13 protein-coding genes and 1 tRNA gene are annotated in these 15,663 nt (G+C 62.1%); all 14 read left to right on the top strand.

Annotated features, from left to right (window positions below; all coding sequences use genetic code 11):
• On the top strand, window positions 1-140 hold a 140-nt coding region (gene tuf / locus VMH34_09910; GenBank protein ID HTT09089.1), incomplete at its 5' end, for an elongation factor Tu.
• 47 nt (window positions 141-187) lie between these two features.
• Window positions 188-263, top strand: a tRNA-Trp gene (locus VMH34_09905).
• Between the two features lie 66 nt (window positions 264-329).
• Entirely contained in the window at window positions 330-740 is a 411-nt protein-coding gene (gene secE, locus VMH34_09900) for a preprotein translocase subunit SecE (protein HTT09088.1), read from the top strand.
• A gap of 5 nt (window positions 741-745) precedes the next feature.
• Window positions 746-1,279, top strand: a complete 534-nt coding sequence (nusG, locus tag VMH34_09895; protein HTT09087.1) for a transcription termination/antitermination protein NusG — start codon at window positions 746-748, stop codon at window positions 1,277-1,279.
• 67 nt (window positions 1,280-1,346) lie between these two features.
• Window positions 1,347-1,778, top strand: coding sequence for a 50S ribosomal protein L11 (gene rplK / locus VMH34_09890; protein ID HTT09086.1), 432 nt, complete (start codon window positions 1,347-1,349; stop codon window positions 1,776-1,778).
• Window position 1,779: 1 nt separating this feature from the next.
• A complete protein-coding gene (gene rplA / locus VMH34_09885) occupies window positions 1,780-2,475 on the top strand; it encodes a 50S ribosomal protein L1 (GenBank protein ID HTT09085.1) in 696 nt (231 codons plus the stop codon).
• Between the two features lie 309 nt (window positions 2,476-2,784).
• On the top strand, window positions 2,785-3,309 hold the full coding sequence (gene rplJ / locus VMH34_09880) for a 50S ribosomal protein L10 (GenBank protein HTT09084.1): 525 nt from the start codon (window positions 2,785-2,787) through the stop codon (window positions 3,307-3,309).
• 41 nt (window positions 3,310-3,350) lie between these two features.
• Window positions 3,351-3,731, top strand: coding sequence for a 50S ribosomal protein L7/L12 (gene rplL, locus VMH34_09875; protein ID HTT09083.1), 381 nt, complete (start codon window positions 3,351-3,353; stop codon window positions 3,729-3,731).
• A 146-nt stretch (window positions 3,732-3,877) separates the two neighbouring features.
• Window positions 3,878-8,044 carry a DNA-directed RNA polymerase subunit beta gene (rpoB, locus tag VMH34_09870; protein ID HTT09082.1) on the top strand — a complete coding sequence of 1,389 codons (4,167 nt, stop codon included), beginning with the start codon at window positions 3,878-3,880 and terminating at the stop codon, window positions 8,042-8,044.
• 53 nt (window positions 8,045-8,097) lie between these two features.
• Window positions 8,098-12,282, top strand: coding sequence for a DNA-directed RNA polymerase subunit beta' (gene rpoC / locus VMH34_09865; protein HTT09081.1), 4,185 nt, complete (start codon window positions 8,098-8,100; stop codon window positions 12,280-12,282).
• Between the two features lie 218 nt (window positions 12,283-12,500).
• Window positions 12,501-12,875 carry a 30S ribosomal protein S12 gene (gene rpsL, locus VMH34_09860; GenBank protein HTT09080.1) on the top strand — a complete coding sequence of 125 codons (375 nt, stop codon included), beginning with the start codon at window positions 12,501-12,503 and terminating at the stop codon, window positions 12,873-12,875.
• A 25-nt stretch (window positions 12,876-12,900) separates the two neighbouring features.
• On the top strand, window positions 12,901-13,371 hold the full coding sequence (rpsG, locus tag VMH34_09855) for a 30S ribosomal protein S7 (GenBank protein ID HTT09079.1): 471 nt from the start codon (window positions 12,901-12,903) through the stop codon (window positions 13,369-13,371).
• Window positions 13,372-13,399: 28 nt separating this feature from the next.
• Complete coding sequence (gene fusA / locus VMH34_09850) at window positions 13,400-15,505, top strand: elongation factor G (protein ID HTT09078.1); 2,106 nt, start codon at window positions 13,400-13,402, stop codon at window positions 15,503-15,505.
• Window positions 15,506-15,526: 21 nt separating this feature from the next.
• The coding region (locus VMH34_09845) for a GTP-binding protein (GenBank protein HTT09077.1) at window positions 15,527-15,663 on the top strand (137 nt) is incomplete at its 3' end.

The following is a 15,663-nucleotide window of genomic DNA, read 5'->3' as shown; positions in this document are numbered from 1 at the left end:
AGATGGTGATGCCCGGGGACAACATCAAACTCGTGGTCAAGCTCATCAACCCGATTGCGATGGAAGAGGGCTTGCGGTTTGCCATCCGCGAGGGCGGGCGCACCGTGGGCGCCGGCGTGGTGGCGAAGATTATCGAGTGATTTTTTTATCGAGACAATATTCAGGCGCGGCAAACTGAAACCCTTAAAGGCCAGTAGCTCAATTGGCAGAGCGGCGGTCTCCAAAACCGCAGGTTGGGGGTTCGATTCCCTCCTGGCCTGCCAGCCTTCGGCCGGCATGGGACGAGGAAGCGGATGCCCCGCGCGAAAAGAGGATTGTGTGGCAGGGTCATGAGCAAAGCGGCAACGATGAGCGTCAAGGCGGATTCACAGGCACGGGTAAACGGCGCCACGACGCAGGACAAGGTGAAATGGACGGCGGCCGTCCTCCTTTTACTGGGGGGACTGGCGGGCTTTTATTACCTCTCCGAGCGTTCGCTTTTTCTGGCCTGGGTGAGCGTGCTGGCGGGCTCGGTGATGGCGGTGGTATTGGCCTATCACACTGAACAGGGCCGTGAGATCGCCGGTTTTTTGAAAGAGGCGCAGATCGAGGTGCGCAAGGTGGTCTGGCCCACCCGCGCCGAGACCGTGCAGACCACCATTGCCGTGCTGGTGGTGGTGGTGGTGGTGGGTGTGGGGCTGTGGCTGCTGGATCAGTTCCTAGGCTGGCTGGTGCAGCAACTGACGTTTGGGGGCTCGTAAATATAATGACCAAGCGTTGGTACGTGGTCCACGCCTACTCGGGTTTCGAGAATCAGGTGAAGCGCTCGCTGGAAGAGCGCGTCAGGAGAAGCCACCTGCAGGACAAGTTCGGCGAAATCATGGTCCCCACCGAGGGTGTGGTGGAGATGCGCGACGGCCAGAAACGCAAGGTCGACCGCAAGTTTTTTCCGGGTTATGTCCTGGTGCAGATGGAGATGGATGACGAAACCTGGCACCTGGTCAAGGATGCGCCCAAGGTGATGGGATTCATCGGCGGCAGCAGCGACCATCCGACGCCGATCTCCGACAAGGAGGCCGAGGCCATCCTGCAGCGCATGCAGGAGGGCGTCGACAAGCCGCGCCCGAAGGTGCTCTACGAAGTCGGCGAGGTGGTGCGCGTCAAGGATGGCCCGTTCACCGACTTTAACGGCGTCGTGGAAGAGGTGAATTATGAGAAAAGCCGGCTGCGCGTGGCGGTATCCATCTTTGGCCGCGCCACGCCGGTCGAATTGGAATTCAGTCAGGTCGACAAGGATTGACAGTCGCGCATTATTAATTAAAGCAAACGGGGAGCCGTGAGGCGCCAACACCCGGAGGATCATTACAGTGGCGAAGAAGATACAGGCGTATATCAAATTGCAGGTGGCTGCCGGCCAGGCCAATCCCAGCCCGCCAGTGGGTCCGGCGCTCGGCCAGCAAGGCGTCAATATCATGGAGTTCTGCAAGCAATTCAACGCCAGAACCCAGGGCGTGGAACCGGGCCTTCCGATACCGGTCATTATCACGGTCTTCTCCGATCGCAGTTTCACGTTTATCACCAAGACGCCGCCGGCCTCGGTGCTGTTGCGCAAGGCGGCGGGCGCGGCCAAGGGCAGCGGCGTGCCGAACAAGGACAAGGTGGGCAAGGTGACCCGCAAACAGGTCGAGGAGATCGCCCGCACCAAGCAGCCGGATCTGACGGCCGGCGATCTGGAGGCGGCGGTGCGCACCATCGCCGGCACGGCCCGCAGCATGGGCATCGACGTGGAGGGCCTGTGACATGATCCATCTCAGCAAACGCTGGAAGCAGATTGATGAAAAACTGGGCAACGGCGGGCCGCGTCCAATCAACGACGCCCTGCGCCTGCTCAAGGAATGCTCCAAGGTCAAGTTCGATGAAACCGTCGAGGCTGCGATCAATCTCGGCATCGATCCGAAAAAGTCGGATCAGGGGGTGCGTGGCTCCACCTTGCTGCCGCGCGGCACGGGCAAGACCGTGCGGGTGGCGGTCTTCGCCCAGGGCAAGAACGCCGACGCGGCCCGCGAAGCCGGCGCGGACTTGGTGGGATTTGACGATCTCGCCGCCAAGGTCAAGGCCGGCGAGATGAATTTCGACGTGGTGATTGCCACACCGGACGCCATGCGTGTGGTGAGCCCGCTGGGCCAGATTCTGGGTCCACGCGGTCTGATGCCCAACCCCAAAACCGGGACGGTGACGACCGATGTCGCGGGCGCGGTTAAGAACGCCAAGGGCGGCCAGGTGCGTTACCGCATTGACAAGGCCGGCATCATCCACTGCCCGATCGGCAAGGTATCGTTCGAGGTGACGGCATTGCGCGAGAATTTCGACGCGTTGCTTGCGGATATCCGCAAGGCGCGTCCCAGCACGGCCAAGGGCGTTTATTTGAAGAAGATTACGCTGTCGACCACGATGGGGCCGGGCATCGTGGTCGACCGGGCGGAATTTGCCGCCTGAAGATTTATTGTATTGAGCGTCTGTCAGGCAGGACGGGCGCGTTGAAGACTTTGGGCCGTCTCCCGCATTTGGTTGAGGGGGCGGACGTCAAAGACCGCAGGCGTCCCTCTTGGGGGACTTAATGCGCGTGGAACTGGCGGGCGGACATCGCCTTCCATTTTTACGGTGCCTGCGCAGACGGTATCGCCCATGAACCGTTGTAACGTTCCTGGCCAACGTACCGTGAGGCGTCCGCGCACCGCAAGTTGCGCGGACAGGTGCAAAGTTTCGGGCACGCAGGTGCCGGGAACGTGATGGAGGAGAAAAGCAGTGCTGACTCTGGCTGAGAAGCAAACGGTAGTTGCGGAGGTGGCCGCAGTGGCGGCCCGCGCACATTCGGCGGTGGCCGCCGAATACGCCGGCCTGACCGTGGCCCAGATGACCGATCTCAGGAAGGCGGCGCGGCAGTCCGGTGTTTATCTGCGCGTGGTGAAAAACACCCTTGCGCGTCGGGCGCTGGAAAATACGCCGTTCGCCTGCATGAGCGAAGGTCTGACGGGGCCGCTGGTGCTGGCCTTCTCGGAACAGGACCCGGGCTCGGCGGCCAAGGTGGTGAGCGAGTTTGCCAAGGGCAACGAGAAGCTTAAGGTCAAGCTGGTCTCGATTGGCGGCAAGCTGCTCGCGCCGGCGGCCATCGAACAGGTCGCCAAGCTGCCCACGCGCCAGGAGGCGCTGAGCATGCTGGCGGGCGTGATGAAGGCGCCGATCATCAAGTTTGTGCGTACGCTCAATGAGCCGCACGCCAGACTGGTGCGTACGGTAGCCGCCGTCCGCGATCAGAAACAGGCCGCTTAACTTAATCCGACAACTTTTAATCTTATTCTGGAGCGAACCCCATGGCTTTAAGCAATCAGGAAATACTCGATGCCATTGCCGCAAAATCGGTGATGGACGTGGTTGAGCTGGTCAAGATGATGGAGGAGAAATTCGGCGTGTCCGCGGCGATGGCGGCGGCACCGATGGCAATGGCTGCCGCGGGCGGCGCCGCACCGGCCGCCGAGGCCAAGACCGAATTCAACGTGGTCATGACCGCCTTTGGTGACAACAAGGTCAACGTCATCAAAGTCATCCGCGAGATCACCGGTCTCGGTCTCAAGGAAGCCAAGGACCTGGTCGAGGGCGTGCCCTCGAACGTCAAGGAAGGCGTGTCCAAGGCGGATGCAGAGGCGATCAAGAAGAAGCTGGAAGACGCCGGCGCCAAGGTGGACGTCAAGTAAGCGCCGTTGTGGCAGTGCGGTATGGCGCGGAGGCGACGAGCATCATGTCCGTCGCCCCGCGCCTTTGATGCGGTAATACAAGTGCGGCCGCCGTGTGGCGTCTGCGCAGACGCGCCTTTGAGCGCACAGCGCGATTGAGGAAGACGATGGATTATTCCTACACCCAGAAGAAGCGTATCCGCAAGGACTTCAGCAAGCGTCCGACGATCCTGGAGGTGCCTTATCTACTGGCCACCCAGATCGATTCCTATCGCGAGTTTTTGCAACTGGATGAATCGCTGAAGCTGCACGAGGAGATCACGCGCCGCGAGGAACAACGCAAGCGCGAAGGCCGGTCGATGTCGGATACCGAGCGGCGTGAGCTGATCGATCACCACCTGCGGTCGGTGGGTTTGCACGCGGCGTTCAAATCAGTATTCCCCATCGAGGCCTATTCCGGCAACGCCCGCCTGGAATATGAATATTACCGGCTGGGTACGCCGGTCTTTGACGTCAAGGAGTGTCAAATCCGAGGCGTCACCTACTGTGCGCCTTTGCGGGTCAGGGTGCGCCTGGTGATCATCGACAAGGAATCCGGCGCCAGCAAGACCGTCAAGGACATCAAGGAACAGGAAGTGTACATGGGCGAGATTCCGCTCATGACCGAGAACGGTACTTTTGTCATCAACGGCACCGAGCGCGTCATCGTCTCCCAGTTGCACCGTTCGCCGGGCGTGTTTTTTGACCACGACAAGGGCAAGACGCATTCGTCTGGCAAACTGCTGTTCTCGGCACGCGTCATCCCCTATCGCGGCTCGTGGCTCGATTTCGAATTCGATCCCAAGGATTACGTCTACGTGCGCATCGATCGCCGCCGCAAGATCCCGGCGACGGTGTTGTTGCGCGCTCTCGGTTACACCGCCACACAGGTGCTGGAGATATTTTTCAGCACCAACACCTTCCATCTTTCGAAGGATCGCCTCACGCTGGAACTGGTGGCCGACCGGCTGCGCGGCGAGACCCTGAATTTCGATGTCACCGACAAACAGGGCAAGGTGATTGTCGAGAAGGGCCGGCGCATCACCATGCGCCACATCCAGCTGCTGGAGAAGGCGGGCCTGCGCCAGATCGAGGTACCGCGCGAGTATGTCATCGACAAGGTGCTGGCCAGGGACATCGTTGACAAGGGCACCGGCGAGATTCTTGCCGAGGCCAACACCGAGATTACCAAGGAAGTGCTCGACAAACTGATCGCCAAGAATGTGCATGAAGTCGAGGTGATTTATACCAACGATCTGGATCATGGTTCGTACATTGCCGATACCTTGCGCATTGATCCCACCCGCACGGCGCTGGAGGCCCAGGTCGAGATTTACCGCATGATGCGGCCCGGCGAGCCGCCGACGAAGGAGGCCGCCGAGGCGCTCTTCAACAATCTGTTTTTCGCCCTCGACCGCTATGACCTCTCCGCGGTCGGGCGCATGAAGTTCAACCGCCGCGTGGGACGCGCCGAACTGGAAGGTTCGGGCGTGCTGTCCAAGGAGGACATCATCGACGTGCTCAAGGTGCTGATCGATATCCGCAACGGCAACGGCACGGTGGATGACATCGATCACCTCGGCAACCGCCGCGTTCGCAGCGTCGGTGAGATGGCGGAGAACCAGTTCCGCGTCGGTCTGGTGCGCGTCGAGCGCGCGGTCAAGGAGCGCCTGAGCCTGGCCGAATCCGAGGGGCTGATGCCGCAGGAGTTGATCAACGCCAAGCCGGTGTCGGCGGCGGTCAAGGAATTCTTCGGATCCAGCCAGCTGTCGCAATTCATGGATCAGAACAACCCGCTGTCCGAGGTCACCCACAAGCGCCGCATATCGGCGCTGGGCCCGGGCGGCCTGACGCGCGAGCGTGCCGGCTTCGAGGTGCGCGACGTGCACCCGACGCATTACGGCCGGGTCTGCCCGATCGAGACGCCGGAAGGTCCGAACATCGGCCTCATCAATTCGCTGGCGGTGTACGCCCACACCAACAGATACGGCTTTCTGGAGACCCCCTACCGCAAGGTGGAGAACGGGCGCGTCACCGACAAGGTGGAATACCTCTCGGCGATCGAAGAGGGCCAGTTCGTCATCGCCCAGGCCAGCGCCAAGCTCGACAAGCACGGCCGTTTCACGGAGGAGCTGGTATCGAGCCGCTATCAGAACGAATTCACGCTGGCCACGCCGGATCGCGTCCAGTACATGGACGTGTCGCCGCGCCAGGCGGTGTCCGTTGCCGCGGCGCTGATCCCCTTCCTGGAGCACGACGACGCCAACCGCGCGCTCATGGGATCGAACATGCAGCGTCAGGCCGTGCCGACGCTGCGCGCCGAAAAACCGCTGGTGGGCACCGGCATGGAGGCCACCGTGGCGCGCGACTCCGGCGTCTGCGTGGTGGCCCGCCGCGGCGGCATCATCGACTCGGTCGATGCCGGCCGCATCGTGGTGCGCGTCAACGATGACGAGACCGAGGCTGGCGCCGCCGGCGTCGACATCTACACGCTGACCAAATACACCCGTTCCAACCAGAACACCTGCCTGAACCAGAAGCCGTTGGTGAAGCCCGGCGATCGCATCGCCCGCGGTGACGTGCTGGCGGACGGTTCGGCCACCGATCTGGGCGAACTGGCGCTGGGTCAGAACATGCTGGTCGCCTTTATGCCATGGAACGGCTACAACTTCGAGGACTCCATCCTCATCTCAGAACGCGTCGTCGAGCAGGACAAGTACACCAGCATCCACATCGAGGAGCTGGCCTGCGTGGCGCGCGACACCAAGCTCGGCGCGGAGGAAATCACCGCCGACATTCCCAATGTCGGCGAGGGCGCGCTGTCCAAGCTGGATGAATCCGGCATCGTCTTCATCGGCGCCGAGGTCAATCCTGGCGACATCCTGGTAGGCAAGGTCACGCCCAAGGGCGAGACGCAACTGACGCCGGAGGAGAAGCTGCTGCGCGCCATCTTCGGCGAGAAGGCCTCGGACGTGAAGGACACCTCGCTGCGCGTGCCCTCGGGCATGAACGGCACGGTCATCGACGTGCAGGTGTTCACCCGCGACGGTGTGGACAAGGACGCCCGGGCGCTCGAGATCGAAAACGCCGAGTTGACCCGCGTCAAGCAGGACTTCGCCGATCAGCGTCGCATCCTGGAGGATGACGTCTATGCCCGCGTCGAGAGGCTGCTGATCAACAAGACCGCCGAGGGCGGACCCGCCGGTCTCAAGGCCGGCCACAAGATCACCAAGGCCTATCTCTCCGAACTCAAGCGCGAGAAGTGGTTCGATATCCGCCTGCGTGACGAGGAGACCAACGAACAGCTGGAGCGCGTGGCGCAGCAGATCAAGCAGATGAAGGAGGATTTCGACCGCCGCTACGAGGAAAAACGCGAGAAGCTGACCAGCGGCGACGATCTGGCGCCCGGGGTGCTGAAGATGGTCAAGGTCTATCTGGCCGTCAAACGCCGGATACAGCCGGGCGACAAGATGGCGGGCCGCCACGGCAACAAGGGCGTCGTGTCCATGATCATTCCGGTCGAGGACATGCCCTTCATGGCCAACGGCACGCCGGTCGACATCGTATTGAACCCTCTGGGCGTGCCTTCGCGCATGAACATCGGCCAGATCCTGGAGACCCACCTCGGCTGGGCGGCGCATGCCTTGGGCCGGCAAATCGAAGAACTGCTGGAGGCGCACCGCCAGGCCGGTGACATCCGCAAACTGCTGGAGAAGATTTACAACCGCAGCGGGCGGCGGGAGGAGATCGACCGCCTGACCGACGAGGAGGTCGTCGAACTGGCGCGCAACCTGAGCCAGGGCGTGCCCGCGGCCTCACCCGTCTTCGACGGCGCCACCGAGGCCGAGATCAAGGACATGCTGGAACTCGCCGGCCTGCCGCGTAGCGGACAGACCACGTTATACGACGGACGCACCGGCGAAGCCTTCGATCGGCAGATCACCGTCGGTTACATGTACATGTTGAAGCTGAACCACCTGGTCGATGACAAGATGCACGCCCGCTCCACCGGCCCGTACTCGCTGGTGACCCAGCAGCCCCTGGGCGGCAAGGCGCAGTTCGGCGGCCAGCGCTTTGGCGAGATGGAGGTCTGGGCGCTGGAGGCCTATGGCGCCGCATACACGCTGCAGGAGATGCTGACGGTCAAGTCCGACGACGTGACCGGCCGCACCAAGATGTACAAGAACATCGTCGACGGCGATCACCGCATCGAGGCCGGCATGCCGGAATCCTTCAACGTGTTGTTGAAGGAGATGCGTTCGCTCGCCATCGACATTGATTTGGAGCAGAAATGAGCTGGTGGAATGACGGCGCCCCGCGCTACACGCGCTCTTGAGGAGAACCATCCTTGAAAGATCTACTTGAATTGTTGAAACAGCACGCCCAGGTCGAGGATTTCGACGCCATCAGCATCGGACTGGCCTCGCCGGAGAAAATCCGATCGTGGTCCTTCGGCGAGGTCAAGAAGCCGGAGACCATCAACTACCGCACCTTCAAGCCGGAGCGTGACGGGCTGTTTTGCGCCAAGATCTTCGGGCCGGTGAAGGACTACGAGTGCCTGTGCGGCAAGTACAAGCGACTGAAACACCGTGGCGTGGTCTGCGAGAAGTGCGGCGTCGAGGTGACGCTGGCCAAGGTGCGCCGCGAGCGCATGGGCCATATCGAACTGGCCTCGCCCGTCGCCCACATCTGGTTCCTGAAATCGCTGCCCTCGCGCATGGGTCTGCTGCTGGACCTTTCGCTGCGCGAACTGGAGCGGGTGCTGTATTTCGAATGCTACGTGGTCATCGACCCGGGCATGACGGATCTGGAGCGCGGCCAGTTGCTGACTGAGGAGCAGTATCTGGACGCCATCGAGAAATTCGGCGACGACTTCGACGCGCGCATGGGCGCGGAGGCGATCCATGAGCTGCTCTCCACCATGGACGTCCAGGCCGAGATCAACACCATTCGCGAGGATTTGCCCAAGACCTCCTCGGACGCCAAGATCAAGAAATTGACCAAGCGGCTGAAGCTGCTGGAAGCCTTCACCAGCTCCAACAACCGGCCGCGGTGGATGGTGTTGAAGGTGTTGCCGGTGCTGCCGCCGGAATTGCGCCCGCTGGTGCCGCTGGACGGCGGCCGTTTCGCGACCTCCGATCTCAACGATCTCTACCGCCGCGTCATCAACCGCAACAACCGCCTGAAGCGCCTGCTCGATCTGAACGCGCCGGACATCATCGTCCGCAATGAAAAGCGCATGCTGCAGGAGGCAGTCGACGCGCTGCTCGACAACGGTCGCCGCGGCCGCGCCATCACCGGCACCAACAAGCTGCCGCTAAAGTCGCTTGCCGACATGATCAAGGGCAAGCAGGGCCGCTTCCGCCAGAACCTGCTCGGCAAGCGTGTGGATTATTCCGGGCGTTCCGTCATCGTGGTCGGTCCGCAGCTCAAGCTGCACCAGTGCGGCCTGCCCAAGAAAATGGCGCTCGAACTGTTCAAGCCGTTCATCTTCTCGAAACTGGAGCGCCGCGGCATGGCCACCACCATCAAGGCGGCCAAAAAGCTGGTGGAACGCGAGGGTCCGGAGGTGTGGGACATCCTGGAAGAGGTGATCCGCGAACACCCGGTGATGCTCAACCGCGCCCCGACGCTGCATCGTCTCGGCATTCAGGCCTTCGAACCGGTGCTGGTGGAGGGCAAGGCCATCCAGCTGCATCCGCTGGTGTGCACCGCCTTCAATGCCGACTTCGACGGCGACCAGATGGCCGTCCACGTGCCGTTGTCGATCGAGGCGCAGCTTGAGGCGCGTACGCTGATGATGTCCACCAATAACATCCTGTCGCCGGCCAACGGCGACCCCATCATCGTGCCAACCCAGGACGTGGTGCTGGGGCTGTATTACATGACCCGCGAACGCATCGGCGCCCGCGGTGAGGGCATGGTGTTCGCCGATCTGGACGAGGTGCACCGCGCCTATGAGGGGCGCGCCGTCGAGTTGCAGGCCAGGATCAAGGTGCGCATGCCGGTCGTCGCTACCGAGGGCAAGACGGGGCGCCGTGCGCTGCGGCTGGTGGAAACCACGGTGGGCCGTTCGCTGCTCGCCAACGTGCTGCCCGAGGGATTGCCCTTCGAACTGGTCAATCGCGACCTGAATAAGAAGGCCATCTCGCAGCTGATCAACACCTGCTACCGCAAAATGGGCCTGAAGGAAACCGTGATTTTCGCCGATCGGCTGATGTACACCGGTTTCCATCATGCCACGCGCGCCGGGGTTTCCATCGGCGTCGACGACATGGTGGTGCCGGAAGACAAGGTGAAAATCCTGACGTCGGCCGAACAGGGTGTCAAGGAGATCGAACAGCAGTACGCCGCCGGTCTGGTGACTTTCGGCGAGCGCTACAACAAGGTCGTCGATCTATGGTCGCATGCCAATGATCAGGTGGCCAAGGCCATGATGGACAAGCTGGGCGCCGATATGGTCAAGGACACGCAGGGCAGGCTGGTGAAGCAGGCCTCGTTCAATTCCATCTTCATGATGGCCGACTCAGGCGCGCGCGGCAGCGCCGCCCAGATCCGCCAGCTCGCCGGCATGCGCGGTCTCATGGCCAAACCGGACGGCTCCATCATCGAAACGCCGATCACCGCGAATTTCCGCGAGGGTCTTGATGTGTTGCAGTACTTCATTTCCACGCACGGCGCGCGCAAGGGTCTGGCGGACACCGCGCTCAAGACCGCCAACTCGGGCTACCTCACGCGCCGTCTGGTGGACGTGGCGCAGGACTTGGTGGTGACCGAGGAAGATTGCGGCACCAAGGAGGGCCTGCTGATGATTCCGATCATCGAGGGTGGTGACGTGGTCGAACCGTTGCGCGATCGCGTGCTGGGCCGCGTGATCGCCGAGGATGTGCACAAAGGCAACAAAGTAGTGGTGCCGGCCGGCACGATGCTCGATGAACACTGGGTCGCGCATCTGGAGGAGATTGGCGTGGATCAGGTGAAGGTGCGCTCCCCCATCACCTGCGAGACGCGTTACGGCGTCTGCGCCCAATGCTACGGGCGCGATCTGGCGCGCGGCATCCGCGTCAACGTCGGTGAGGCCGTCGGCGTGATGGCGGCGCAGTCCATCGGCGAGCCGGGTACGCAGCTGACCATGCGCACCTTCCACATCGGCGGCGCCGCCTCGCGTGCCGCGGCGGTGTCCAGCATCGAAGTGAAATCGAAGGGCACCATCCGCCTGCAGAATGTGAAGCTGCTGACGCAGGAGTCCGGCAAGTTCGTGGTGGTGTCGCGTTCCGGCGAACTCGCCATCATCGATGACGTGGGTCGTGAACGCGAGCGTTACAAGGTGCCCTACGGCTCGGTGCTCAGCGTCGCCGACGGCGAGAAGGTGGAGGCCGGTCAGGCTGTCGCCAATTGGGATCCACACAGCCATCCGGTCATCGCCGAAGTGGCGGGTACGGCGGTATGGGCGGATATCGTGGAAAATGTCACCGTCGTCCGTCAGGTGGATGACATCACCGGCCTGACCGATCTCATCGTCACCGAGGCGGCCAAGCGTGGCTCCGGCGCCAAGGACATGCGGCCGATGATTAAACTGGTCGATGCCAAGGGCAACTCACTCAAAATCCCGGGCACCGATCAGCCGGCGCATTATTTTCTGCTGCCAAACACGGTCATCAAGATGGACGACGGCGCCACGGTCAAGGTCGGTGACACGCTCGCGCGCATCCTGCAGGAATCACTCAAGACCCGTGACATCACCGGTGGTCTGCCGCGCGTGGCGGATCTATTCGAGGCCCGCAAGCCGAAGGATCCGGCGGTGCTCGCGGAATTGACGGGCGTGGTCAGCTTCGGCAAGGACACCAAGGGCAAGCAGCGTTTGATCATCACCGACAAGGATGGCAAGCAGAACGAGGTGTTGATCCCGAAGTGGCGGAACGTCACCGTTTTCGAGGGCGAACACGTGGAGCAGGGCGAGGTCATCGTTGATGGCGCGCCGGATCCGCATGACATCCTGCGGTTGAAGGGCGTTCACCACCTCTCCAACTACATTGTCAACGAAGTGCAGGATGTCTATCGTCTGCAGGGCGTGAAGATCAATGACAAACACATCGAGGTCATCATCCGCCAGATGCTGCGCAAGGTGGAAATCACCGCACCGGGCGGCACGGCATTCCTGGTCGGCGAACAGGCGGAGAAGGAGCGGATCCTGGAGGCCAATGCCAAGGCTGCGGCGGACGGCAAGGAGCCGGCGGCTTATGAACAATTGTTGCTGGGCATCACCAAGGCCTCGCTGGCCACGGAATCCTTCATCTCGGCGGCCTCGTTCCAGGAAACCACGCGCGTGCTGACGGAAGCCGCGGTCATGGGCAAGCGCGACGATCTGCGCGGCCTGAAGGAAAACGTCATTGTCGGGCGCCTGATCCCCGCAGGCACGGGCTACGCCTACCACACGGAACGGCGCCGCCAGCGCGCCCAAGCCGGTGGGCAGGAGGCCGCCGCGCCGAGTGCTGGCGGTGATGCCGAACAACCGCTGGTTGCCGTGCAGTAGAGGGCCTGAACGGGCGTAAAAAGCGGTCGGTGCCGGCTCCAACGGGCCGGAAACGATAACTCTGGTGTTGACAGGAAGGGGGGCGGAAAATAGAATCCCGCCTCTTTTTTGGCGGCGGCTGGTCTCCGAGCTGTTGTTTCTCGCGGCGGCATAAGTCCACCTGGTGAACTGAGGATGAAAGGCGGGCGTCGAGACCTTGCGACGCCCGCGGATCTTTTATGGCGACGATCAATCAATTAGTCAGAAAACCGAGGCTGCGGCAACAGGTGAAAAGCACCGTGCCGGCGCTCGAAGGCTGTCCGCAAAAGCGCGGCGTATGCACGCGCGTCTATACCACCACGCCGAAGAAACCCAACTCGGCGTTGCGCAAGGTCGCGCGCGTACGTCTGACCAACGGCCAGGAAGTGACCACTTATATAGGCGGCGAGGGCCACAACCTCCAGGAACACTCGGTGATTCTGATCCGCGGCGGCCGCGTCAAGGACCTCCCCGGCGTGCGCTACCACACCATCCGCGGCACCCTGGACACCTCCGGCGTCAATGATCGCCGCCAAGGCCGCTCGAAGTACGGCGCCAAGCGCCCCAAGACCTGATTCATTAAATTACAGCCGATCCCACATGTCACGCCGAAGAGTCATCGCCAAACGCGTCATCCTTCCCGATCCGAAATTCGGGAACGAGACCATTGCAAAGTTCGTCAACGTGGTCATGGACAGCGGCAAGAAGGCGGTTGCGGAAAAAATCGTGTACGGCGCGTTGGCACAGGTCGAAACCAAAGCCAAGGGTAACGCGCTCGAACTCTTCGACAAGGCGCTTGACAACGTGCGTCCTCGCGTCGAGGTGAAATCCCGCCGGGTCGGCGGCGCCACCTACCAGGTGCCGGTGGAGGTGCGCGCGAGCCGCCGCACCGCGTTGGCCATGCGCTGGCTGGTGGAGGCGGCGCGGGAGCGTGGAGAAAAATCCATGGGCCAGCGGCTGGCGGCGGAGATGCTGGAAGCGGCGGAAAATCGCGGCGCCGCCGTGCGCAAGCGCGAAGACATGCACAAGATGGCCGAGGCCAACCGCGCCTTCGCCCATTACCGCTGGTAATCGAAGTCAACCGCCAGGAATCGCCGCCATGCCGCGCCTTACCCCCATCGATCGCTACCGCAATATCGGCATCAGCGCGCATATCGACGCCGGCAAGACCACGACCACCGAGCGCGTCCTGTATTACACCGGCAAGTCGCACAAGATGGGCGAGGTGCACGATGGCGCCGCCACCATGGACTGGATGGAACAGGAGCAGGAGCGCGGCATCACCATCACCTCGGCCGCCACCACCTGCTTCTGGAGCGGCATGGACAAGCAGTTTCCGGAACATCGCATCAATATCATCGACACGCCGGGCCATGTGGACTTCACCATCGAAGTTGAACGCTCGCTGCGGGTTCTGGACGGCGCAGTCGTATTGTTCTGCGCCGTGGGCGGCGTCGAACCACAGTCGGAGACGGTCTGGCGGCAGGCCAACAGATACGGCGTGCCGCGCGTGGCCTTCGTCAACAAGATGGATCGCGCCGGCGCCAATTTCCAGCGCGTGGTCGAACAGATCAAGGCTCGTCTGGGCGCCAAACCCGTCGTCATGCAGATCCCGATCGGCGCCGAGGATAAATTCGAAGGCATCGTGGACCTCGTCAAGATGAAGGCCATTTACTGGGACGAGGCCAGCCAGGGAATGAAGTTCGAACTGCGCGAGATCCCCTCCGGCATGAAGAAGGCTTGCGAGGAGCAGCGGGAAAAACTCATCGAAGCCGCGGCGGAGGCCAGTGAGGCACTGACCGAGAAATATCTCGGCGGCGAGACGCTGTCCGAGGCGGAAATCAAGGAAGGCATCCGCGCCCGCGCGCTCAACAGCGAAATCGTGCCGGTATTCTGTGGCTCCGCGTTCAAAAACAAGGGCGTGCAGGCGCTGTTGGACGGCGTGATTGAATATCTGCCCTCGCCCATGGATCGCAAGGCGATCAAGGGTCATCTGGATGACAAGGACTCCACCGAAGCGGAGCGCCATGCCTCCGATGACGAGCCGTTTGCCGCGCTGGCCTTCAAGATTGCGACCGACCCCTTTGTCGGCACATTGACATTTTTCCGCGTCTATTCCGGCGTATGCAATTCCGGCGACACCGTCTACAACCCGGTCAAGAGCCGCAAGGAGCGCATCGGCCGTATTCTGCAGATGCACGCCAACCATCGTGACGAGATCAAGGAAGTGCGTGCCGGCGACATCGCCGCCGCGCTGGGCCTGAAGGATGTCACCACAGGCGATACGCTGTGCGATCTGGAGAAGGTCATCACCCTGGAAAAGATGGAGTTTCCCGAGCCGGTCATCTCGGTGGCCGTCGAGCCCAAGACCAAGGCCGACCAGGAGAAGATGGGCATCGCCCTGCAGAAGCTGGCGCAGGAGGATCCATCCTTCCGCGTTCATACCGATCAGGAGTCCAGCCAGACCATCATCTCTGGCATGGGTGAATTGCATCTTGAAATCATCGTCGATCGCATGAAGCGCGAATTCAAGGTCGAGGCCAACGTCGGCAAGCCGCAGGTGGCCTACCGCGAAACCATCCGCAAGGTGGTGGAAAAGGCCGAGGGCAAGTTCATACGCCAATCCGGCGGCCGCGGTCAGTATGGTCACGTGGTGCTCAAGCTGGAACCCATGGCGCCCGGCACCGGCTTTGAGTTCGTCAACGACATCGTCGGCGGTACGGTGCCGAAGGAATATATCCCCGCCGTGCAAAAAGGCGTCGAAGAACAATTGCAAAACGGCGTCATCGCCGGCTATCCCGTGGTCGATGTGAAGGTCACCATTTATGACGGCTCCTACCACGACGTGGACTCCAGCGAAATGGCGTTCAAGATTGCGGGCTCCATGGGCTTCAAGGAAGGCGCCAAGCAGGGCCGACCGGTGCTGCTGGAGCCCATCATGAAGGTGGAAGTGGTGACGCCGGAGGATTACATGGGCACCGTGAACGGCGATTTGAGCCGCCGCCGCGGCATCGTCATGGGTACGGAGGATTCCCCGGCCGGCAAGATCATCCGTGCCGAGGTGCCGCTGGCCGAGATGTTCGGCTATGCCACCGACCTGCGCTCCGCCACCCAGGGCCGCGCCACCTACACCATGGAATTCGCGAAGTATTCGGAAGCACCGGCCAGCGTGGCCGAAACCGTCATCAAGAAGGCAGCTGCATAACCCGGAGAAGAGGCAAGGATCATGTCCAAGGGCAAATTTGAGCGCACCAAGCCGCACGTGAATGTGGGGACCATTGGCCACGTGGATCATGGCAAGACCACGCTGACGGCGGCGATCACGACCGTGATGGCCAAGAAATACGGCGGTGAGGCGCGCGC

The sequence above is a fragment of the Gammaproteobacteria bacterium genome, from assembly GCA_035501935.1.
GTDB lineage: Bacteria > Pseudomonadota > Gammaproteobacteria > JAJPIJ01 > JAJPIJ01 > JAJPIJ01.
This window is presented reverse-complemented; position numbering and strand designations above follow the sequence as displayed.

Bases quoted from the DNA above. Each gene is read 5' to 3' on its own strand.
- rpsG (HTT09079.1), top strand. From the start codon at position 12,901: ATGTCACGCCGAAGAGTCATCGCCAAACGCGTCATCCTTCCCGATCCG.
- secE (HTT09088.1), top strand. From the start codon at position 330: ATGAGCAAAGCGGCAACGATGAGCGTCAAGGCGGATTCACAGGCACGG.
- rplL (HTT09083.1), top strand. From the start codon at position 3,351: ATGGCTTTAAGCAATCAGGAAATACTCGATGCCATTGCCGCAAAATCG.
- rpsL (HTT09080.1), top strand. From the start codon at position 12,501: ATGGCGACGATCAATCAATTAGTCAGAAAACCGAGGCTGCGGCAACAG.
- nusG (HTT09087.1), top strand. From the start codon at position 746: ATGACCAAGCGTTGGTACGTGGTCCACGCCTACTCGGGTTTCGAGAAT.
- rpoB (HTT09082.1), top strand. From the start codon at position 3,878: ATGGATTATTCCTACACCCAGAAGAAGCGTATCCGCAAGGACTTCAGC.
- rplA (HTT09085.1), top strand. From the start codon at position 1,780: ATGATCCATCTCAGCAAACGCTGGAAGCAGATTGATGAAAAACTGGGC.
- fusA (HTT09078.1), top strand. From the start codon at position 13,400: ATGCCGCGCCTTACCCCCATCGATCGCTACCGCAATATCGGCATCAGC.